This is a genomic window from Alistipes montrealensis (assembly GCF_018362775.1).
GTDB classification, from domain to species: domain Bacteria; phylum Bacteroidota; class Bacteroidia; order Bacteroidales; family Rikenellaceae; genus Alistipes; species Alistipes montrealensis.
In genome coordinates, this window is the sequence record NZ_JAGYXY010000004.1 from 408,845 (window position 1) to 431,809 (window position 22,965).

The following is a 22,965-nucleotide window of genomic DNA, read 5'->3' on the forward strand; positions in this document are numbered from 1 at the left end:
AGCGGGTTTTAATCCCGGGGTAGGGCCTGGGGGAGGATTGTCACCTCCCCCGCCCGAAGTTCATTGTTTTTTAAAAATGCGGAATGTTCCGTTCTGGTTAGTTCCTGCACCTCCGTATGTTCGCCAATTGGTTGCATTGTAAGTGGCCATGTACCTTGGCGAGATAGAACTTCCACTACCCGGAGCTTTTGTGTCGCAGATACTCCAACCATAGTTTGCACTCACTTTTGAGAGCGTCCATATATGGTTCGAATAGGAATTGCCGATACTCAAGCCATTATTATTGTTGATGCATCCGAGTGCTTGGGTTGGATCGGCTGTTGAGGTGATGATAAAACCATCTCCGGAGGTTGTAAATGTCCATGTCATATCGCTGGTGGGTGATGATATGGTATTTCCCGAAAAGATAACACTCGACGGAATGGCTGAAGAAACAGGGCGGGTTGAGGTTGGAGTTGTCGGTAAATAATAGGATGTTCCTGAAAATTCACCTATGAAAATGTATTCCCCATTGGTAATATCATCCGTTGTCGTTGCTTCCACGTAAGTTATGGTTGTCGCCCCGGCAGCTTTTTGTGTGATGGTAATGACATGTGTTATTGCTGGGGTACTATTTTTTATTAAAGCTATCGTTACTTTACCCGTGCGATCTGCGTCGGTAGCTGTGTATTGATCGGTCTGGATGGTCAGCGTGCCGGTTCCGTTGCCGTTGTCGTTTTGCGTAACGGTGTACCACGTGTCCGCATCAGCTTTTTTGAACGTAAGCGTGCAGTCGTCGCCTTCCCACGTATATTCGATCATCTGGCTTTCGGGAGCTGCCTCCGAACCGTTATCGGCGGCGAAACTCAACGTTCCGCCGTCGTCGGGCGTCGTAGTCAATCCGGGGGCTATTTTCCAGTCGATCAGGAAAGAATCCTCTGCGGGAGCATCCAGCGGCATCAGTTTGATGTCGTCGAGTTGGCAACTGTTAGCACCCGTGTTTTCGAATTTGATGAATACGGTTTCGGTGACGGCGGCATTCAGATTGAAGTTCACGGTTTTCAGCAGACCGGTTCCGGTCTTGTCGGCCGTTATGGCAGCGTCGTTTAGGGAGAGCGGGAAGAAATTGGTCCCGTCTTTGGAGATCGAAGCTTGTATGGTGGTGGCTCCGGCTCCGGCGGCAAATGTTAGGGCGAAGTTGCTTTTACCGTTTAGGTCGATACTGCCGAGCGTCAGGGTCGTATTTTTTGCCGACCACCAGCCGTGGCCGCCTGATGCTCCGTCGTAACCGCTTAATGGATTTGTGCTTCGGATCGCTTCGCTGGTAGTCGAAAATGCGAATGTGAGCTTCGATGCCGAACTGCCCGTCACGCCGAGGTTGAGTTCGGGGGTATAATTAACTTTTGAGACCGGATGTGAGCCGAAGGTAACCGTGAAGACCGAGGGGTCGGTAACGGCCGGGGTAAAGTCGGCCGAAGACATATTGACGCTGAAGGTCGTCAGGTCGCCCAATGTGAAATTCAGGCTGCCGTCGGCAGGAATGGTTACGGTGCGGGTGTAAGTCCCTCGCGAGGTAACGACCTCGACGGTAAAGGTTTCGTTGGCTCCGACCGAGAACGGGGCGCAGGAAAACCAGGCGTCGAAGGTTGCAGTCGCGGATACATCGTCGTACAGCATGGAAACATATTCCTTGCTTTGTCCGGAGTAACCCCATTGATCCGTCAGGATATTGCCGGTATCGAAATTGAATTTGCCGCGGCCGGTAACCACTTTGCCGGGGGCGGTGAACGTGATGTCGGAAACGGTTTCGTCCGTTTCCACGGCCAGGTCGGTCAGCTGCATTTTACCGAGCGCGACGATTCGGGCGAATTGAAGCGACAGAGATGTCGGCTGGGCGTCGGTCACAATCGTCTTCGATGCCAGAATGTCGGCATCGGGGTCGAAACTCGTTGTTGTCGGAAGCTGAATTTCGGGAACGACGAATTTGATTGCGGCGAAGTCGGTGTTGCTGCTGGATGCGTAAGCTCCTTTGGGATGGAGGGTCGCGTAATGGAACGAGGTCCCCGTTTTGGCCGGCAGCGCAACCGTGAAAGAGGCTTTGCCCGAGGCCGCATCTTTCGTGTAACCGTTGTTGTCCAGTGCGCTCAGAGTCGCCGCGTCTACTTTTTCGAGGATTTTGAGGGTTTCGCCGGATTCGCTCCAGGAGATTTTGTTATCCGGACCGATCTCGGTCCGCGTTGTGTTTCCGGCAATGAGTTCCAACTGAATAGGTTGTACTTCGGGAGCTACTTCCGGATCGGAAGAACACCCGGTGAATGCCATTGCAGCTACTGCAAAGGACATCATCGATTGGAAGAATGTCTTCATTGCAGTCGGTTTTAATAGCTGCCGCCGTCGTTGAGCCCCGGATCGCTGCCGGCGTCTCCTTCGGGACCGTAGTTTACAACGTCGCTTTCGGCGAATCCTTTTTCAATGCGGACATCTACGATGTCGATGGCCGGGGCGGAGTACTCAAATTCCCCCCCCCTTGTGCTGAGGCGAGTTCTGTTCATAGGTACGTATGTGTTTTAAGGTGTTGTGGTTTAAATATACGCATAATAAAGGAAAACTACGTTACGCAGACGTGAAAATTTATAATTTATCCGTATCATAGACCAATATTGCTTTTGGGAATAGCGAATCCGCCCGGATGCAGTATGGTTTCGCCGAAATCGACATCCGTCCTTTCGGGGCCGGGGAGCATAAAAAAACGCTCCCGAGGAGCGTTGTGGGTTTATACCGCGGTGTGTTGACCGAGGATTAGTACATGTTGTCGTACATCGACTGCGACTTGTCGTATTTCAGGTCGGAAAGCGATGCGGCCTTGACGCCGATGTTGAAACTCCATGAGCGGTGGTAACCGAACGGAATCCACGAGAAGGACATCTGCCAGCAGTGGAGGTCGCGCGTGATGGAGACCGACGACGTGGTGAGTTTGCGTTGCTTGATGTCGTAACCGCCCTGGAAGGTGATACCGGTTTTGGGCGTGACGTTCAGCGAGCCGTTGAACCCGACGGTCTGGGTGACGTTTTTCCGATAGCCCGTCGTGCCGTTGTTGGTGTACGAGATCGAGTAATTGACCGCGTAGTTGAATCCGAAGTTCCATGGCAGGGAGAAGTCGTAATAACTTTGGGCCATGTATTGCCTTCGCATCACGGGGTCGAGCTGCCCGTAGGGGTCGTAGAATGGATTCTGGTACTCCGGGGGAATCGACGTAATGTCGTTGATGGCCGTCTCGGTCCGGTCGTTGCGCGATTTGAACGTGTAGCCGAACGACCAGCCTGTCGAGACGACACGGCCCGGGAAGAAGAGTTTGTTGTAGCGTTTGCCTTCGGGCGAAACACGGTAAGGGTCGAGCGTCAGCGAGAGGTTGATGCCGAAGTTGTTGAACAGTGTCGTCCGGAACGAAACCGGGATGTTCGAAAGCCCCATCGAGTCGGCCAGGAAGTTGTACGAACCGCTGATGCGCAGTTCGTCGATCAGCTTGATCTTTTTCACGCCCGAGGTGTCGCGTTTCGAGAGTATTTTCATTTCGAGGTTTTGCGACAGCGAAAAGTTCATCGACATCGAACGGCCCGACGAGGGGACGCCGTAGGCGTTGACCGCATAGGGCGAATAGGTCGTGAAGCGGCCCGTCGAGTCGGTCTGGCGGGTCTTGTAATAGCCGTATTTCTGGTCGCTGAAGTCCGGGGCGTAGGAGAATCCGAACGAGGGGGTCAGCGTGTGGCGGATCGCCTGGATTTTGCGGTTGCGGCTCTTTTTGGTGAAGTCGTACATGCCGTAAACCGTCGTGGAGGCAGAAACGCTGAAATTGTAATTGTAGAGGCGGTAGAAACCGTAGTTCGTGGGAAGCGTGTCGGTCTGGTTGGTGACGGGGTTCCACTCGAACTCCACCTTTTTGAAATACCACTTCTCGTTGTAGTTGACCGACGGTGAGAGGTTGATGTAGTTGAACAGGTTGAACGACGCCGAGACGGGAATCGAGTGCTCGATACCGTTCTTCATGTTTTCGAGCGTCTCCTTGGAGAAGACCTCCGATTCGGTGGTGGTCACCGAGTTGGTCATCTTACCCGTATACTGCATCGAAATCTTTTCGTACCAGCGGTCCTTGCCGGTTTTCTCCTTGCGCTTGAACGGATAGAAGCGCGAGACGTTGAAGACCATCGTAGGCAGCGTGATGGAGATCGTCTTGTTCTGCGAGTTCTGCGAGATGGCCATGTTCGCCGACAGCGAGAAAGGCGTTCCGGCCCAGTTTTTCGAATAGGAGACCGTCGAGTTGGTCTGCGTCGAGAGGATGTCGTTGAGGTTGGTGGCCGAGTAGCGACTGTAACCGCTGGTGGCGAAGTTCACCGAGGCCGAGAAGGTCGATCCCGGGTTGGCCTTGGCGTCCTGCGAGTGGGTCCACTGGATGCGGAAGTTGCTCTGCTTGATGTAGTCGTCCTCGCCCTTTTCACCGGTCTTGACGTTCGAGTACTGCATGTTGAAACTGCCGCTGTACTTGTAGCGCTTGATGTAGCGCGAGGCGGCCGAAGCCTCCCACGAGCCGAGTGTGTAGATACCGCCGCGCACGGCCAGGTCGGCGTATTCGCCCAGGGTGAAGTAGTAACCCAGATCGCGCAGGAAGAAGCCCTTGGAGTACTCTTCGCCGTAGGTGGGCATCAGCAGTCCCGATTTGGGGCCCATGTTGATCGGGAAGAAACCCTCGGGGATGCCGAGGAAGTAGATCGGTACGTCCTCCATCACGAGGTAGGCCGGGCCGGTGATCACCTTTTTGCCGGGAATGACCTTGGCTTTGGTCATCGCCAGGTAGAAGTGGGGGTGGTCCGTCTCGTCGCAGGTGGTGTATTTGCCGTGCTCGATGTTGATCGTGTTGTCGGGCATCTTCTTCACGCTGCCGCCTACCAGCCAGCCATCGCCCTGCTGCGTGGCCACGCCCTTGATTTTCGCTTTCTTCGAGTTGAGGTTGTAGGTGATCGTGTCCATCTGGTAAGTGGCCGACCCTTCGGTGAATTCGGGCTTGGTGACGATCGCCTTGCCCTCGAGCGAATCGGGCTTGCCGTAGGCGTAGACCATTTTCGAATCCATGTTGATACGCATGTAGTCGGCCTTCAGGTTGCTGTTCTGGTAGGTCACGTCGCCCTGGTTGTAGATGTAGACGAGTTTGTTGCGGACATCGTAGACCAGCGAGTCGGTGTTTTTACCCGAAATCGGATCGTCGAGGAATGCTCCTGCGGGCCGGGGCTTTTTTACCGAGTCGCGGTGGAGCGTGTCCGTTGCGAGCGAGTCGGCTTTCAGCGAGTCGGCTTTCTGTGCCACGAGCGAATCGACCTGTGCCGAGAAGAGCGAATCCTTCTCCTGCTGCGACAGAGCGTTGAAGGCCGCATTGCGGCGGTTCTGCCGGCGGGCTTCGCGGCGCGAAGGAGTGATGAAGGAGGGACGGACGCTCGTATCGGGGCGGATCGAGTCGGCCCGGGAAGGAGTTTGGATGCTGTCTCCGGCGGCGGGAAAATAGGCCGTGCGGGACGTTCCGCCGCCCAGAACCATCTGGGCAAACAGCAGGATTACCGTCGCCGACAAGAGATATTTTACCCTAATTTTATCCAAAATCCCAAAAAATTTCAGTACCTTTGCCGACGTGTCGGCAAAAACGCCCGGATCGGGGCTCTGAACCCTTCCCGCCGCGTTTTCGGCCCGACAAAGATAGGTAAAAATTTATAGAAAGCTCACACTTGATACTATTAAATATGCGCACACGACTATTGTTGTTATTCGCCTTCGCTGCCGTAACTGTTTTTAGGAACGTTGCGTCTGCGGGGAATATTGCGCACGGTGTCGAAGTCGTGGTAATCGATGCCGGGCACGGAGGAAAATTTCCCGGTGCACACTACGGCGGGGTCTATGAAAAGGACCTCACGCTGAAGGTGGCGCTCAAACTCGGAAAACTCATCGAGGATGGGATGCCCGGTGTGAAGGTGGTCTACACCCGCACGACGGACAAGACGCTGGGAAGCGACCTGGCGACCGACCTGCAGGCCCGGGCCGACATTGCCAACAAGGCCGGCGGCGACCTCTTCATCTCGATCCACGCCAATGCCGCGCCCAAGGCGACGGGGGTGCGGGGCGTCGAGACGCTGATCATGGGCGAAAGTTCGAAGGAGCAGCGTTACAATGAGAACGCCCTGTTCGAGAACAACCGCGAAGACCTGATCGACATGTCCGACGAACGGACGGCGGCCATCGTACGGGCCTATATCCAGAATCTCCAGTTCACCTACGGCGAATACAGCATGGCTTTTGCCCGGTGCGTCCAGAACAGCTACCTCAAGGCGGGCCGCCATTCGCGCGGCGTGAAGCCGCAGTTGCTGCGTGTGCTCTATGCTACGGACATGCCGGGCGTGCTGACCGAGATCGGTTTTATGTCCAACCAGCAGGAGCTGGCTTACATGAAGTCGGAGAAAGGGCAGAACGAGATCGCCCGGTCGCTCTACCAGGCCGTGCGCAACTATTCGGCCTATGTGCTCGGGGCCCGGATGGCCGAGGAAGAGCAGGCCGTGACGACGGCTCCGGCGGTTGCCGAACAGGCTCCCGCCGGGAAACCGGCTCCGGAGAAGAAATCCGAAGAAAAGCCCGCCGGGAAACCGACGGCCAAACCCACGGAGAAGCCCGCTGAAAAACCGGCGGCGAAGCCCGCGCAGGGGAAAACCGCGACGCCTGCTCCGGCTGCCAAGTCACCGGAAAAGACGGCAGATAAACCTGCTGCGCAGAAACCGGCCGAGCCGCCTTTGCGCTATACGATCCAGGTAATGGCTTCGGCGTCGTCCGTGCCCGTCACCTCGCCGCAGTTCCGTTCTTACAGCGGAAAAGTGACGCAGTTTACGGCGGAAGGGCGGTTCCCCTATAAATACGGCGTGGGCGAATACGACACGCGCGAAGCCGCACAGCGGAAACTGTCCGAGGTGCGCAAAGTGTTCCCGGGGGCCTTTGTGGTGAGTTGCAGAGGTACGCGGATTGTGAAATAGCAATCCTTTCCGGGCGTTCGCGATTAAGTCCCTGCCGGGACGGGGATGCGGTGTAAAGACACGCGCCGCGGTGGTTTCGGGCAATAGCGGAAGACGGTAAGATTTATGAATTAAGATTTATTTGGATATGAAAAGGGAAGTTAAAATCGGAATTTTCGGTGTGACGATGATCATTGCCGCGTGGGCCGGAGTCCGGTTTTTGAAAGGATTCGATATTTTCAGCCGGAATTCGGTTTATTACGCTGCTTATGACCAGGTTAACGGTGTGCAGTCGGCATCGCCCATCATGATGAAGGGTGTCAAGATCGGTACGGTGACGGGCATTTCGTTCGACCCCCGGCGCAGCGACAACGTCGTGCTGCAATTCACCATCAAGCGCCAGTACCATATTCCGACCGACTCCGAGGCCAAGATATTCAGCAACGGACTGATGGGAGCCAAGGCCATCGAGATCAACTACGGTACGGCGCATACCTACCTCCAGTCGGGCGACACGCTGCGTTCGCTCCGCGAGCGCGACCTGATGGACGTGGCCGGGTCGGAACTGGATTTCTTCAAGCAGAAGATTTCGCAGGTGACGGGCGATCTGTCGCGCACGCTGACGAACCTCAATAACCTGATGGAGGCCAACACGCAGAATATCACCGGGACGCTGGGCCATCTGAACGCCATTACGGGCGATATGGCCGGAATCCTCGATGCCGAGAAGCACAACCTGAAAGTTGCTATCGAGGATCTTTCGAAGTTTGCCAATGCGCTGGGCGACAATGCTCCGCGTGTCGACAGCATCGTCGGCAGCCTGAACCGGATGACCACCGAACTGGCCGATGCCGGGTTCGCCCGCAAACTCACCGATGCGGTGAGCGAGGTGAACGGCCTGCTGGCGAAGATCGAAACGGGCGAGGGAACCGTTGGCAAGCTGATGAACGATCCGGCCCTCTACGATTCGCTGACCGAAGCCAGTGACAACCTCGCGTCGCTGTTGGCAAACCTGCAGCAATACCCCGGCCGCTATGTGCATTTTTCGCTCTTCGGGCGCAGCCCCGAGAAAATGCAGGAGAAGGCCGAACGGAAAGCCGCCAAAGCTGCTGCCAAGGCCGAGCGGGACTCCGTGAAATTGAAAATGAAAAATTGAGAATTAAAAATAGACGGCTGACAGGAGGTTTATTCAGCCCTTTCGGTAGGATGATGTGGTCGTATAGGGCGTGGTGCGAAATTTCCCGGCCGGCGTCCTTTCGATTTTTCATTTTTCATTTTTAATTTTTAATTCCCCATGATTTACCCTGCCACATTCGAGCAGAAAATAGGTTTCGACCGGCTCCGTGAGCAGGTCGCAGGGCGTTGTACCATGCGCGCCGCCCGTGAACGGCTGGCCGCGGAGGGTTTCTCGACCTCTGCGCGCGAGATCGAACTCCGGTTGTCTCTGGCCGACGAAATGCGCCTGCTCCTGGACATGGAGCACGATTTTCCCGGGGGCGAATACCCCGATGTCGATTACATCGTCGCCAAACTGCGTGTCGAAGGCTCGTTCCTCGACGTGGAGGAGGTCGTGACCCTGCGCCGCGCGCTGGCCGCGATCGGCGGCATCGTTTCGTTCATCCTCAACCGTGAAGAGCGTTATCCGGCCCTTTATGCCCGTACGCGCGGTGTCGCGGCGTTTCCCGAGATCGTACAGCGCATCGACGGCATCCTCGACCGCTTCGGCAACGTCAAGGACAATGCGTCGCCCGCCCTGCAGGAGATTCGCCGCTCCATTCGCGAACGCGAAGGGCAGGCCGCCAAGCGGCTGCAGGCCGTGCTGGCCTCGGCCAAGGGGGCGGGTATCGTCGACGCCGACGCCCAGATTTCGATCCGCGAAGGCAAGGCCGTGATTCCGGTGTCGGCGGCCAACAAACGCAAACTGAGCGGCTTTATCCACGACGAATCGGCGACGGGAAAGACTTTTTACGTCGAGCCGGTCGAGGTGGTGGAGATCAACAACGAACTGCGCGAACTGGAATATGCCGAGCGGCGCGAGATCGTGCGCATCCTTACGGAGTTTACCGAAGCGATCCGTCCCGATGCGGGGCTGATCGCCGATTCGGGCGACTACCTCGCCGAGATCGACATGCTGCGTGCCAAGGGCCGCTGGGCTTCGGAGAACGGGTGTGTGAAGCCGATCCTTTCGACCGACGACCGGCTGGTGCTGAAGAATGCCCGCCATCCGCTGTTGCAGCAGACGCTGCGCGCTGCCGGGCGCGAGATCGTGCCGCTGGATTTGCAGCTCGACCGCCGCAAGCATATCCTCGTCATTTCGGGTCCTAATGCCGGCGGTAAGTCGGTGTGCCTGAAAACCACCGGTATCGTGCAGTATATGTTCCAGTGCGGATTTCCGGTTCCGGCCTCGGAGGTTTCGGAACTGCCCGTCTTCACGAGTATTTTCATCGACATCGGCGACGAACAGTCGATCGACAACGACCTGTCGACCTATTCGTCGCACCTGCTCAATATGAAGCACATGTTGGCCGGGGCTTCCGGCCGCACATTGGTGCTGATCGATGAATTCGGGTCGGGAACCGAGCCGATCATCGGCGGGGCCATCGCCGAGGCGATTCTCGAACGGCTGCTCGACAAAGGGTGTTACGGCGTGATTACGACCCACTATGCCAATATCAAGTATTACGCTTCGTCGGTAGAGGGCATCGCCAACGGTGCGATGATGTTCGACGTGCAGAATATCCGGCCGTTGTTCCGCCTCGAAACGGGAAAGCCGGGCAGTTCGTTCGCGGTGGAGATCGCCCGTAAGATCGGGCTTCCGGAGGATATTATCCGTGCTGCGAGCGAGAAGGCCGGGTCGGACCATGTCAATATCGAAAAACAACTGCGCGAGATCGCCCGCGACAAACACTACTGGGAACAGAAGCGCGACCGCATCCGCCTGACGGACCGCAAGGTCGAGGAACTGGAACAGAATTATGCCGAGCAGTTGGCGAAGATCCGCGCCGAACGGCAGGAAATTCTGAAAAAAGCCAAGCAGGAGGCACAGCAGCTGATTGCCGACGCCAACAGGCAGATCGAGAATACCATCAAAACCATCCGCGAGGCGCAGGCCGAGAAGGAGCTGACGCGGCTGGCGCGGCGCGAGCTGGACGACTTCCGCGAAGTGGTCGAGAAGGCCGATTCGGCCGAGAAGGAGGCCTCCGTGGCGCGTGAGATCGAGCGCATCGAACGCCGCCGCCAGCGCCGCGCCGAGCGCAAGGCGCAGCCGGACGCGAAGGCTCCGGATGCCGCGCCGGAACCCGAGAAGCCGTGCGAGGTGGTTGCCGGATCGAAGGTCCGCATGACCGGGCAGGATATGGTCGGCGTGGTGCAATCGGTGAAGGGTAAACGGGCTCAGGTGGCGTTCGGACAGATACTTACGACGGTGGATAAAAGCCTGCTGACGGTGGTGTCGAACAACGAATACCGCGAGGCGACGCGTCCCGTTGCGGCCCGCACGGTCGTGTCGGTGGACATTTCGTCGCGCAAGCTCAACTTCAAGGACCACATCGACGTGCGTGGTATGCGCGCTTCGGAGGCCCTGGACGAGGTGCGGAACTTTATCGACGATGCCCTGATGGTGGGAGTCGGCACGGTGTCGATTCTCCACGGCAAGGGTACGGGCGCTCTGAAGGAGGAGATTCGCCGTTATCTGCGGACGGTTCCCGAGATCGCCTCGGCGGCCGATGAACATGCGGACCGAGGCGGGGCGGGGATTACGATCGTGACGTTTGATTTGTCGTGATTTCGCAGTCTGCGTCCGCGGGGCTTCTTTGTACTTTTTGACCGCAAAAAGTACCAAAAACTCTCCGGCGGAGGCCTTGCCTACAACGTCCCGGCTAACGTTCGAAACGGGCGCCTATTCGCGGGGGCGCACGCGCCCGGCCCCGTTTCTTGCCACTTTTAGCCGGATCGTTGTTTCACGGCTCCGGCATCGGGTCGGAATCCTGCGCTGCTTTTTGCCGATCAAAAAGCGGCAACGGACACCAGTTGCAGACTGCAAAATGGTTTCGTACTTTTGAAAATGAAAGTACAAAAGATAAACTATTGGATATTTTATGAAATATCTTCTTTCGCAAATCGCCGCCGTCGTGGGCGGTAAGTTCTCGGGAACGGACTGTGACGTGCAGTCGGTGGTGACCGACAGCCGTTCGCTGACGTGCGAACTGGGCTCGGGACCGATGTTCGTCGCCATGTGCGGCGCGAACCACGATTCGCACGCGTTTATCGCACAGATGTACGCGCGAGGAGTGCGGGCTTTCCTGGTCGAACGGCCCGTCGAAACGCTCCCGGGCTGCGGTTACGTGCTCGTGGAGAATGCCATTGCCGCTTTGCAGTGCCTGGCGGCCTACCACCGGGCGCAGTTCAAGGGTACGGTGGTGGGCATCACCGGGTCGAACGGCAAGACGGTCATCAAGGAGTGGATCGCCGAGGAACTGCCTGCGGGGATGAAGTGCTACCGCTCGCCCAAGAGCTACAATTCGCAGTTGGGCGTGCCGCTGTCGGTGCTGATGATCGAGGGCGATGAACAACTGGCGCTGATCGAAGCCGGAATTTCGAAGCCCGGTGAGATGGCGCGCCTGGAGCGCATCATCCGTCCCGACGTGGTGGTTTTCACCTCGATTGGCGATGCGCATCAGGAAAATTTCCTCAATCTGGAACAAAAATGTATCGAAAAAATGGTGCTGGCCCACAGCGCCAAAACGATCGTCTATCATAGTTATTACGAACCGTTGGGCCGCATGATCGCATCGCATTTCGCGGGGCGGAAACTCTGTGACGCGGCGGCCTGCCGCGAGGTTCCGGAGGCGGTGATCGGCAATGCGGCGTCGCGCCGCAACGCCCAGATCGTCGAGGCGTTCTGTGCGGCGATGGGGTATCCCGCACCGTCGTTTACGGAGGCTCCCGAGGTGGCCATGCGTCTCGAAGTCAAGGACGGCATCAACGACTCGGTGCTGATCAACGACGCTTACAGCCTCGACCTCAATTCGTTGGCGCTGGCGCTGGATTATCTGCACAACGTGGCGCTTTCGCGCCGCCGGACGTTGGTGTTGTCGGACATCGCGCAGAGCGGCCTGACGGACGACGAACTTTACAGCCGCGTGGCGGGGATGGTCTCGCGGGCGGGCATCGACACGCTGATCGGTATCGGGCCGAAACTGAAACGTTACGCCTCGCTGTTCGACTGTGACAAGGAGTTTTACGCTTCGACCGACGAGTGCATCGCCCGCATCGGCCGCCGGGCCGTGGCGGGGCGTGCCGTACTGCTGAAAGGCGCCCGGGAGTACCGTTTCGAGAAGTTGGCCCACGCGCTGGCGCGTAAGAGTCATACGACGGTGCTGGAGGTCGATCTCGATGCCATGATCCACAATCTCAATTATTTCCGCTCGAAACTCGATTTCTCTGCGAAGCTCGTAGCGATGGTCAAGGCCGGGTCTTACGGTGCGGGCGATTTCGAGGTGGCGCAGATGCTCCAGCACCAGGGTGTCGACTACCTCGCCGTGGCGTTTGCCGACGAGGGCGTGCTGCTGCGCGAACGGGGGATTACGATGCCTGTCGTGGTGCTGAACGCCGATGCCGACAGCTTCGATGTGATGATCGCCAACCGCCTCGAACCCGAGATATACAGTTTCCGCTCGCTCGCCGACTTTGCCGACGCGGTGTCGCACGCCGGGGAAATCCGCTACCCGATCCACCTGAAACTCGATACGGGCATGCACCGGCTGGGATTCATGGAGGATGAGATCGAACGCCTGTGTGCCGAACTGCCGGCATTGCCCGCCGTGAAGGTAGCGTCGGTTTTCTCGCACCTGAACTGTGCCGACATGCCCGAAGAGGACGCCTATACGCGTGCACAGATCGCGCGCTACGACCGCATGAGTGCTGCCATAGCCGCGTCGCTGCCGTATTCCGTCATCCGCCACACGGCCAACTCGGCGGCTATCGAACGCTTTCCCGAGGCGCAGTTCGACATGTGCCGCCTCGGGCTGGGGCTTTATGGCTTCGGATGGGAGCACAACGCGGCCCTGCGCCCGGTTTCGACGCTGAAGACCCGAATCGTGCAGATCAAGCACCTTGAGGCGGGTGACGCCGTGGGATACGGACGCGCCGGGAAGCTGACGCGGCCGACCGTGACGGCGACCGTCCCCGTGGGTTATGCCGACGGACTGGACCGCCACCTGGGCTGCGGCCGCTGGTCGATGCGCGTGGCCGGGCAGCCTGCGCCGATCGTGGGACGGGTTTGCATGGACAGTTGCATGATCGACATCACGGACATTGCGGGCGTTGCGGAGGGGGATGAAGTGCTGATTTTCTCCGCCGAGCCGGGCAACGACCTCGAAACGATGGCCCGGGTGCTCGACACGATCCCCTATGAAATCATGACCTCGGTGTCGGGGCGTGTGAAACGAATCTACCTCAAGGAGTAATGGCTTACGGAACCCTTTATCTGATTCCCTGTCCGATTTCGGACGAAACGGCGCCGTGGGATGTGCTGCCTGCGTCCAACCGGGCCGTGATGGACTCGCTGGATTATTTCATCGTCGAGAATACCCGTTCGGCGCGGCGCTTTCTGTCGAAAGCCGGTATTGCCCGGCCGATCGACTCGTTGGAGTTCCGCGAACTGAACGAGCATACCGCGGCCGGCCGCGAGGTCGAAGAGCTGGTTGCGCCGCTTGTCGAAGGCCGTTCGGCCGGGGTGATCTCCGAGGCTGGCGTGCCGGGCGTCGCCGATCCCGGGGCCCTGGTCGTTGCGGCGTGTCACCGCCGCGGGATTCGCGTCGTGCCGCTCGTGGGGCCTTCGTCGATTATCCTGGCGGTGATGGCTTCGGGGCTGAACGGGCAGTCGTTCGCCTTCAACGGCTACCTGCCCGTGAAACCGCCCGAGCGGGCCAGGGCCATTCGTTTCTTCGAACGCCGGGCGCTGACGGAGGGGCAGTCGCAACTCTTTATCGAAGCCCCGTACCGCAACGTGAAGCTGATGGAGCAACTCCTGCAGACGCTCGCCGCTGAAACGCGGCTGACGGTGGCCGTGGACCTTACGGCCCCGGGCGAACGGATCGAAACCCATACGGCAGGGGAGTGGCGCCGCTGCCCGCTGCCCGAACTGAACAAACGCCCGGCGATTTTCATCATCGGATAGCCGCTGTCCGGCGGTTGGTATGCAATTTGTTCGAATAAGGGGAGGAAAAACCGAAAAATAAAAGATATGAAAAAGGAAAAAGTTTATAATGAAGCCGTTAGCGGCGATGAAGGATTCGTTCCCGGCGAGGGGTATCCGTCGTGCGACGGGGAGCCTTGTGCCAATGTGGCAGATGAAACCGACGACGCGACTGACACAATGGCAGACGATGAATCCGCTGCCGAAGGCGATGCCGCAAAGGCGCTCGAATCGGCCGTAGCCCAATGGCAGGATAAATATGTTCGCCTGCAGGCCGAGTTCGACAACTACCGCAAGCGTACGCTCAAGGAGAAGATGGACCTGGTGCAGACCGGGGGCCGCGACGTGCTGCTGGCGATGCTGCCCGTGCGCGACGATGTGCAGCGGGCCGTGGACGCCATGGAGAAGAGCGACGATCTGGAGGCGCTGCGCGCCGGCGTGCTGCTCATTTCGCAGAAATTCACCGAGGCGCTGCGCCAGAAGGGCGTGACCGAAATCGAGGTCAAGGACAAGGAGTTCGATGCCGACCTTTCGGAGGCTGTTGCCCGGTTCGCCGCAGGCGAAGAGAAGAAGGGCAAGGTTATCGACGTTGTTCAGACGGGTTACATGCTGGGTGAAAAGGTGCTGCGCTTCGCTAAAGTCGTTGTAGGAGAATAAGACCATGGCAGAAAAAAGGGACTACTACGAAGTGCTGGGCGTCCAGAAAAACGCTAACGCTGACGAAATAAAGAAGGCCTACCGCAAAGCGGCTATCCAGTTTCACCCCGACAAAAACCCCGGGGACAAGGAGGCTGAGGAGAAATTCAAAGAGGCCGCGGAAGCCTACGACGTGCTGTCGAATCCCGACAAGCGTGCCCGTTACGACCAGTTCGGCCACGCCGGAATGAGCGGCGCGGCGGGCGGCGGAGCCGGCGGATTCGGCGGATTCAGCGGCGGAGGGTTCTCGATGGAGGACATCTTCTCGCAGTTCGGCGACATCTTCGGCGGCCATTTCGGGGGCGGGTTCCGCTCGTCGAACGGCGGTGGCGGACGGCATGTGAACCGCGGCTCGGACATCCGGGTGCGGGTACGCCTGACGCTTGCCGAGATTGCCAACGGCGTGACGAAAAAGCTCAAGATCAACAAGACCATCGCCTGCGACAAGTGCGGCGGTACGGGCGCCAAGGATGCCAATTCCTATTCGACCTGCTCGACCTGTAACGGTACGGGCTACGTCACGCGGGTGGAAAATACCTTCTTCGGCCGTATGCAGACGCAGGGCGTGTGTCCCACGTGCGGCGGTTCGGGCAAGGTGATCAGCTCTCCGTGCGACAAGTGCAAGGGCGAAGGCACGCTGCGCGGCTCGGAGGTCGTGGAGATCAAAATCCCCGCAGGCGTGGGCGAGGGCATGGTTCTCTCGGTTTCGGGCAAGGGCAATGCCGCGCGTCACGGCGGTGTGAACGGCGACCTGCAGGTGATGATCGAAGAGGAGCCGCATCCCGAGTTGATGCGCGACGGCAACGACCTGATCCACAACCTGAACATCACCGTAACGACGGCCCTGTTGGGCGGTACGGTCGAAGTGCCGACGGTCGACGGACACGCCAAGATCAAGATCGCCCCGGGCACGCATGCCGGCAAGGTGCTGCGCCTGGGCGGCAAGGGCCTGCCCGACGTAAACGGCTATGGCCGCGGCGACGAACTGGTGGTGGTCGACATCACCATTCCGGCGAAACTCTCGGCCGACGAGAAGAAACTCGTCGAGCAGTTGGCGGCGCAGCCCTCTTTCCAGAAAGCCGAGTCGGTCAAAAACCAGAATATTTTCGAACGGATGAAGAGTTTCTTCCGGTAACGGATAATAAAACCCGCGGAAAATTCGTACCTTTACCAAGTAGAGGCGACGAATTTTTCGTTTGAAGGCGTCCGGGTTCCCTTGTCCGCAAAGGCGGGTTGGGGCTTGTAAATGCGGCCTCTGGCCGCGATGCCGTCCGTCCGGAGTGCGACACGGTCGCGATAATTTTAGAACTTACTGTTATGTTAGGCTTTACCCCGTTTAAGAAGCGCGCGAACAAATTCAACTACATTCCGCGTTATTACGATCCCGAGAAGGAAGCCCGGGAGCAGCGTCGCGCCGAATTGCGCGGCGAGCGTGCCGAAGATGCCGACCGTGAGTACAAGCCCGGGCAGTATATCCGCACCCAGCGCGATGCGCGTGCGGTACGATGCGCCCAGCGCGACGAGTCGGGACGCATGCGGATCTGGAAAATGGCCGGAGCCGCCGTGCTGGTGATGATGTTCATCTACCTCTTGTATCCCAAACTGGCGGACGTATTCCTGCGGGCGCAGAAAGGCGCGGCTAAGCCCGTGCCTGCGGCGCAGGTCGAGGAAGGGGAGTTCAATCCCTATGCGCCCATCGAGGTCGTCCCCAACGATTACCAGGAATAAATGGCAGATAAAATCCGATTATTACCCGAGGTCGTCGCCAACCAGATCGCCGCGGGCGAGGTCGTCAACCGGCCCGCTTCGGTGGTCAAGGAGATGATGGAAAATGCCATCGACGCCGGAGCGACATCTGTGAAGGTCAATTTCCGCGACGGCGGCAAAGACCTGATCCAGATCGTCGACGACGGCTGCGGCATGTCGCCCATCGACGCGCGCATGGCCTTCGACCGCCACGCCACGAGCAAGATCGGGGCCGTGGAAGATATTTATGCCCTGTATACCTTCGGGTTCCGCGGCGAGGCCCTGGCTTCGATCGCGGCCGTGTCGCAGGTGGAACTGCGCACGCGGCAGGCGGGCGACGAAGTGGGGACGCAGACCGAGATCAACGGCGGGCAGTTCGCCTCGCAAACCCCCGTGATGTGCCCCGTGGGGTCGCAGTTTTTCGTGCGCAACCTTTTTTACAACGTTCCTGCGCGCCGCCGTTTCCTCGACAAGAGCACTACGTCGGCTTCGCAGATCAAGTCGGAGTTCCAGCGTATAGCGCTCTGCAATCCGCAGATCGCGTTCGAACTTTACGCCAACGATGCCCCGCTCTACACGCTGCCCTCTGCGCCGCTGGCGGGCCGCATCGTCGATGTCGTGGGACGCCATATCAAGCAGAACCTGCTGGAAGTCGAGGCCGATACCTCGATCGCCCGCATCGAAGGATACATCGGCCGTCCGGCGGCCGCCAAAAAACGCAATACCGAGCAATACCTGTTCGTCAACGGCCGCTTTTTCAAGAGCACCTACCTGACGAGCGCCATTTTGAAGGCTTACGAGAAACTGATTCCCGAGAGTTCCCAGCCCTCCTATTTTCTTTACCTGACGCTCGACCCCGGGCGCATCGACGTGAACGTCCATCCGCAGAAAACCGAGGTCAAGTTCGCCGACGAGGAGGCCGTGTGGCAGATCGTCAATGCCGCCGTGCGCGAGACGCTGGCCAAGACGGGCGCCGTGCCGCTGATGGATTTCGACCGCGAAGGCGCTGTGGAGATTCCCGTTTTGCAGAAGGGAGCCGTTTACAGTGAACCGCTGGCCATGTCGAACAGCGATTACAATCCTTTCCGCGAAGAGTATATCGACCCTTCGGCTCCCGATCCCAATGTCGACTTTACGGGTTTCGACGTGCCTTTCCGCGATGGCGGAGCCGTGGCTGATCATCCCGCTGCGGGATTCCGCGCGGGCGGAGGCCGGAGTGCCGCACCGTCGTTCCCGCGCGGCGCGGCGGGCGGATTCGCCCTGTCCGGTACGGATGCCGGGGAGTTCGAGGAGTTCGAGTCGGGCGGCGGTTTCGAGATCACTCCTTCGGGGAGCGGTTTCGACGACAGCAGCCTCGATTTCATTCCTTCGGCCGCCGCGCCCGAACAGCAGCGGTTCGACATGGCGCAGCATGCCGAGTTTTCCGATGCGCTGCCGCTGCCCGGCGGTTATGTTGCGGCGCTGCTCAACGGGCGGTTCGTTGTCGTCGACGCCCGGCGCGCCCGGGAACGAATCCTCTACGAAGATTACCTCCGGATGCTGGGCAACGGGTCGTCGGTAAGCCAGCAACTGCTTTTCCCCGAACGGCTGGTCCTCTCGGGCGACGAGTACGCTTTGCTCGAAGAGAATGCCGTGGAGTTTGCGGCGCTGGGCTTCGACATCGACTTCTGCGGCGAAGGGGCCATCGAAGTGAAGGGTACGCCCGCCGACATGCCTGCCGATTCGGTGGACCGGTTGTTGTTCGACCTGTTGCAGGCGTTCTCGACCCCGGTGTCGCTGGCCGACGTGCGGCGTGAGAAGATCGCCGGTGTGATGGCCCGTTCCGGTTCCAAGCGTGCAGGGCGGACCCTGTCGCGCGAAGAGGCCGCGGCGCTGCTCGCGCAGTTGGCCGATACGGGCAGTTTCAGTTTTTCGCCTTCGGGCAAGGCGATCACCGCCGAGATCACGCCGGAAGATTTGCGAGCCAAGTTGGGATAATCCCGCGGAAAGAATTACATTTGCAAAAATAAAAACAACATGAACCGATATTTTCAGACGCCTCCGGTTGTCAAAAATCTGATAATCATCAATGTCCTGGTATTTATGGCTACGGCGCTGCTGCCCGTGGGCGACACGATCATGCAGTATTGCGCCCTGTCGCTGGGAACGCCCTTTTTTCATACCTACCAGTTCATTACCTACATGTTCCTGCACGCCAATTTCGAGCATATTTTCTTCAATATGTTCGCCCTGTGGATGTTCGGGCGTACGCTCGAATATGAACTCGGCTCGCAGCGGTTTCTGACTTTTTACATGGTCTGCGGCGTGGGTGCGGCGCTGATCCAATACCTCACGGCGCTGGTTTTCGGTGAACTGCCGTTGTTGCTGGTCGGCGCTTCGGGCGCAGTGATGGGTCTGCTGCTGGCGTTCGGCGTGATGCATCCCAATGCGGTCATTATGCTGCTGATCCCGCCTATTCCGATGAAGGCCAAATGGTTTGTCATCATCTATGCCGTCATCGAGCTGTTCCTCGGATGGAGGGGCGTGGGCAACGTCGCCCATTTCGCCCACGTGGGTGGTATGCTGTGGGGATTTTTGCTGCTGCACTGGTGGAAGCGCCGGGGAACGATCCGTTTCTAAGCGATGGCATCTTCGGATTATTACAGTGGTTACGGGGGGCGTCCTTCGGAGAAGCGCCGCCGCAGTCCGGTCATGTGGCTCGTCGACCTGGTGTTGACGCTCGTGACCCTGGCGGTGGCCGTTACGATGGTCCTCACCTATTTCGTCCCGTATGTCAATCCCGGCAGCGTGTGGTTCCTGCCTGTGCTGGGGCTGGCAGCTCCTGCGGTTTACGTCGCATCGGTCGTCCTGATGCTCTATTGGATCATCCGCTGGCGCTGGGTACGCGCCGGGGTGATGCTGGTGATCGTTGTGGCGGGGCTTTTCAAGGTCTCTCTTTTCTGGCGTCCCGAAATCCGGCGCAACTATGCCGAGGAGGTCACTTACGACCGCAACGCGTTCAAGGTCATGACCTACAACGTGCGAAGTTTCTACGGCGAGGACGGCGGCAGCAGTGTCGACGACATCCTCCGCCTGGTCGAGGAGCAGGCGCCCGACATCATCTGCCTGCAGGAGTTCAACGCCCGCCTCGCGGAACAGTCCGAAGAGTTCGCCCTGCTGGGCGAAACGTATGAGATCGCGCATTTCGGACGCACGCAGGCCCCGGATTCGGTCTACGGATCGACGCTGGCCATCCTGAGCAAATACCGCATCCTGCGTTCGAATACGGTGCTGACGCCTTCGTCCTCGGTCTGGGCCGATGTGCTGATGGGCGAAGATACGGTGCGCATTTTCAACAACCACCTGCGCTCGACGGCCATCAATGCTTCGGACAACCAGTTCATCACCAGCCACCAGTTCCTTTCGGATACGGCGCGCGAGACCAAAATCCGCAGCATCGTGACCCGCCTGCGCGAAAACAGCGCACTCCGGGCCGCGCAGGTCGACAGCATTGCGCAGGTCGTGGGTGCGACGCGGATAAGACGCATCGTCTGCGGCGACTTCAACGATACGCCCATGTCGTACGTTTACCGCACGATGGCGCGGGGGCTGCGCGACGCCTTCCGGGAGTGCGGGTCGGGGTATGCGCATACGTTCCGCGGATTCTACAATACGCTGCGCATCGACTATGTGCTGAGCGACGGATTCGAGCCACTCTCCTACGAGATGCTTCCGGTCGACTATTCGGACCATCATCCCGTTGTCGTTCGGCTCAAGAAAAGTTCCTGATAATCTGCGTCCGGCATAATGCGGCAGGCGGTTTCCCGGTTTGGATAGAACCGAAAAAATGGCTAACTTTGTAACCGGGCCGTACGGATATGCCGATCCGGGCGGCGAATACGGAATCCGGAAATGCGAAAACGATAAATACGTAAAACTATGATTTTAGACTCTCTGAAAAACAGCGCGCTCTACTACGGAGTAAGCCCGCGCATGAAACAGGCTTTCGAACTGATCGCTTCGACCGACTGGGCGGCGATGGAGCCGGGCATCCACGAACTCGACGGCAAGGACATCTACGTCAACGTGATGGAGCGCGAATTGAAGCAGAAACCCGACGCCAAACTCGAAATCCACAACGAATACATCGACATTCAGGTCCTCATCCGGGGCGTGGAGGAGTCGTTCGGCTGGAGCGAACGCAAGGACCTCAAACTGCCGCTCGGCGAATTCAGCGTCGAGAAGGACATCCAACTCTTCGACGACGTGCCGCAGACCTACTACACGATGCGTCCGGGCCAGTTTACGGTGCTTTTCCCCGAAGACGGGCACGCTCCGATGGTGGGCGAGGGCAGCGTCCGCAAGATCATCGTCAAGGTGCGCAAATAACCGCCGTCGGCGATACCGTTTCAGGCCGGGATTTTTCCCGGTCTTTTTTTGTGCCCGGGAGACAATAATCCGCTCGTTTTCCGGTTTGATTAGGTGTTTAACAGACAAACGGATGAAACAGTTACCTATTTTAATTCTTGCGGCCGTGTTGGCCTGCCAGGCAGCCGGGGCGCAGGACCGGAACGGTTATGACGCGGTCAGCGGAGCTACGGAACCCCAGTCCGTGCAGCGGGTGCAGCCCGATCCGTCAGCAATGGCCATGCGCGAATCGCAGCGGTTGCAGAAAGCGCTGGGGTTGGATGCCAAGCAGACCAAGCAGGTCTATAAGACGGTTTATAACCAACTGAAAAGCGATATGTCGCAGCAGTCCGGTTTTGGCGGCGTGGGCGGTTTTCGCGGAGGCATGGGACCCGGCGGTGGAATGCATGGAGGCGCTCCCGGTCGGGGAATGCCGGGCGGTTCAGGGCCTGAGGGTATGCAATCCGACCGGCGGCGGATGCCCCGCGAAGGAGCTGCGGCGCGCGGCGATGACGCAGCCCGGCAGAAAGTGCTGGCGAAGAAGTTCCGCAAGCTGTTTACGCCGGAGCAATATGCCGCGTGGCAACGCTTGTGTGCCGAACAACGGCCGGAGCATCCGGCCGGGCGGCAGGAACGGGTGGTCGAATAAAAATGCGCCGGGCATCCGAATACTCGGAGCCCGGCGTTGTTTTCAGGCGAGGGCCACGCGGCGGGAACGCAGGGTCAGCCGGATGCAGAGCCACGAACAGAGGGCGCAGACGACGAAGACCGCGCCTGTGGAGACCAATGTGTTGCCGATGCCGACCAGCGGCGAGACGATGCCGCCGAAGGCGAAGCAGACGGCGCCGAGCAATGCCGAAGCGGTTCCGGCATGTTCGCGGGCGCACTCCATCGCCAGCGTCGTGGAGGAGGTGAACGTGAGTCCCATGGCGAAGAGCAGGGCGAACAGCAGCAGCTCGTAAATCCAGAAATTGCAGTCCATTGCAAGTGCCGCGGCTTCTGCTGCGGCGAAGAAGATCATCCCCATGCAGCCGGTGAGCGTGCTCCGTTCGGGGTGGCGGAAGCGGATCGAGAAGGCCGCGGCCCCGCCGATGGCGAGGGCATTGATCGCAAAACAGATGCTGAACTGAAACGCCGTGAATCCATAGTGTTCCTGCATGATGAAGGGCGAAGAGGCGATGTAGGCGAACAGTACGCCCTGCGCAAATCCGAGTTGCAGGATGTAGCCCAGGTAGCGGCGGTTGCGGAGCACCTTTGCGAAACTGCGGAAGATGTCGCTCCACGCAACGGCGCTGCGGCGCTCTGCGGGCAGCGATTCCCGGAGCCGGAAACTGCCGGCCAGCAGCACGCATCCCAGTGCGAGCAGGATGCAGAAGATGCCCTGCCAGCCGATTACGTCGGTGAAGGTTCCGCCGATAATCGGCGCGACGACGGGCGCTATGCCGTTGATGGCGCCGATCAGGGCGAGCATCCGGGCCAGGTCGCGGCCGGAGAATTTGTCGGTGGCGACCGAACGCGAAATGACGATGCCGCCCGAGCCGGCGATGCCCTGTACGAAGCGCATCGTGACGAACTGACCGATACTCGTGGAGAAGACGCAGAGCAGCGTCGAGCCGATGAAGAGCCACATAGCCGCCAGGAGCGGTGTCCGGCGGCCGTATTTGTCGCTCAGGGGCCCGAAGAGCAGTTGGCCCGCGGCCAGTCCGACCATGCTGGTCGTGAGACCCATCTGCACCATCGGCGAAGAGGTATGGAAGTACTCCGCCATGGCGGGCAGCGCCGGCAGGTACATGTCGGTCACGAAGGGACCGAAGGCCGTCAGCATACCCAGCAGGATGAGTACGAATGTCTTGGAATTACCGTTATTCATAATACGATGTTTGATGCTGTAAAATTACACCGAATTATCGCTTTCGGGCTGGT

General features: G+C 58.9%; 17 protein-coding genes. 13 read left to right on the forward strand and 4 right to left on the reverse strand.

Annotated features, from left to right (window positions below; genetic code table 11):
• Positions 1-60 precede the first annotated feature (60 nt).
• From KG007_RS10640 to KG007_RS10650, 3 genes are all read right to left on the reverse strand, one after another.
• Positions 61-2,346: a BACON domain-containing protein gene (locus tag KG007_RS10640; RefSeq protein WP_213348734.1), complete on the reverse strand. Its 2,286-nt coding sequence runs from the start codon at positions 2,344-2,346 to the stop codon at positions 61-63.
• A gap of 11 nt (positions 2,347-2,357) precedes the next feature.
• Entirely contained in the window at positions 2,358-2,531 is a 174-nt protein-coding gene (locus KG007_RS10645; protein WP_213348736.1) for a hypothetical protein, read from the reverse strand.
• A 247-nt stretch (positions 2,532-2,778) separates the two neighbouring features.
• Entirely contained in the window at positions 2,779-5,562 is a 2,784-nt protein-coding gene (locus tag KG007_RS10650; protein WP_394369670.1) for a putative LPS assembly protein LptD, read from the reverse strand.
• Between the two features lie 200 nt (positions 5,563-5,762).
• On the opposite strand from KG007_RS10650, the gene KG007_RS10655 reads away from it, so the two are divergent.
• The 13 genes from KG007_RS10655 (at position 5,763) to KG007_RS10715 (ending at position 21,691) form a co-directional block, all read left to right on the forward strand.
• Positions 5,763-7,037, forward strand: a complete 1,275-nt coding sequence (locus tag KG007_RS10655) for an N-acetylmuramoyl-L-alanine amidase (RefSeq protein ID WP_213348740.1) — start codon at positions 5,763-5,765, stop codon at positions 7,035-7,037.
• Positions 7,038-7,164: 127 nt separating this feature from the next.
• A complete protein-coding gene (locus KG007_RS10660) occupies positions 7,165-8,172 on the forward strand; it encodes an MlaD family protein (RefSeq protein WP_213348742.1) in 1,008 nt (335 codons plus the stop codon).
• 138 nt (positions 8,173-8,310) lie between these two features.
• A complete protein-coding gene (locus KG007_RS10665) occupies positions 8,311-10,800 on the forward strand; it encodes an endonuclease MutS2 (RefSeq protein ID WP_213348744.1) in 2,490 nt (829 codons plus the stop codon).
• Between the two features lie 313 nt (positions 10,801-11,113).
• Positions 11,114-13,483 (forward strand): alanine racemase, encoded by a 2,370-nt coding sequence (alr, locus tag KG007_RS10670; RefSeq protein WP_213348746.1) that lies wholly within the window; start codon positions 11,114-11,116, stop codon positions 13,481-13,483.
• The gene (locus KG007_RS10675) at positions 13,483-14,196 is read left to right on the forward strand and encodes an SAM-dependent methyltransferase (RefSeq protein ID WP_195461298.1); all 714 of its coding nucleotides are present in this window, start codon (positions 13,483-13,485) and stop codon (positions 14,194-14,196) included. The genes alr and KG007_RS10675 overlap by 1 nt, the downstream gene beginning before the upstream one ends.
• 66 nt (positions 14,197-14,262) lie before the next feature.
• On the forward strand, positions 14,263-14,871 hold the full coding sequence (locus tag KG007_RS10680) for a nucleotide exchange factor GrpE (RefSeq protein ID WP_195461299.1): 609 nt from the start codon (positions 14,263-14,265) through the stop codon (positions 14,869-14,871).
• A gap of 4 nt (positions 14,872-14,875) precedes the next feature.
• Positions 14,876-16,045 carry a molecular chaperone DnaJ gene (gene dnaJ, locus KG007_RS10685; RefSeq protein WP_195461300.1) on the forward strand — a complete coding sequence of 390 codons (1,170 nt, stop codon included), beginning with the start codon at positions 14,876-14,878 and terminating at the stop codon, positions 16,043-16,045.
• Between the two features lie 182 nt (positions 16,046-16,227).
• Positions 16,228-16,638, forward strand: coding sequence for a hypothetical protein (locus tag KG007_RS10690; RefSeq protein ID WP_195461301.1), 411 nt, complete (start codon positions 16,228-16,230; stop codon positions 16,636-16,638).
• Entirely contained in the window at positions 16,639-18,633 is a 1,995-nt protein-coding gene (gene mutL, locus KG007_RS10695; RefSeq protein ID WP_213348748.1) for a DNA mismatch repair endonuclease MutL, read from the forward strand.
• Positions 18,634-18,672: 39 nt separating this feature from the next.
• Positions 18,673-19,275 (forward strand): rhomboid family intramembrane serine protease, encoded by a 603-nt coding sequence (locus KG007_RS10700; RefSeq protein WP_195461303.1) that lies wholly within the window; start codon positions 18,673-18,675, stop codon positions 19,273-19,275.
• A gap of 3 nt (positions 19,276-19,278) precedes the next feature.
• Positions 19,279-20,424, forward strand: coding sequence for an endonuclease/exonuclease/phosphatase family protein (locus tag KG007_RS10705; RefSeq protein ID WP_195461304.1), 1,146 nt, complete (start codon positions 19,279-19,281; stop codon positions 20,422-20,424).
• A 150-nt stretch (positions 20,425-20,574) separates the two neighbouring features.
• The gene (locus KG007_RS10710) at positions 20,575-21,024 is read left to right on the forward strand and encodes a YhcH/YjgK/YiaL family protein (RefSeq protein WP_195461305.1); all 450 of its coding nucleotides are present in this window, start codon (positions 20,575-20,577) and stop codon (positions 21,022-21,024) included.
• A gap of 112 nt (positions 21,025-21,136) precedes the next feature.
• On the forward strand, positions 21,137-21,691 hold the full coding sequence (locus tag KG007_RS10715) for a hypothetical protein (RefSeq protein WP_213348750.1): 555 nt from the start codon (positions 21,137-21,139) through the stop codon (positions 21,689-21,691).
• A gap of 42 nt (positions 21,692-21,733) precedes the next feature.
• Here KG007_RS10715 and KG007_RS10720 read toward each other — a convergent pair whose 3' ends face one another.
• Positions 21,734-22,912 (reverse strand): multidrug effflux MFS transporter, encoded by a 1,179-nt coding sequence (locus tag KG007_RS10720; RefSeq protein WP_213348752.1) that lies wholly within the window; start codon positions 22,910-22,912, stop codon positions 21,734-21,736.
• Positions 22,913-22,965: the final 53 nt, after the last annotated feature.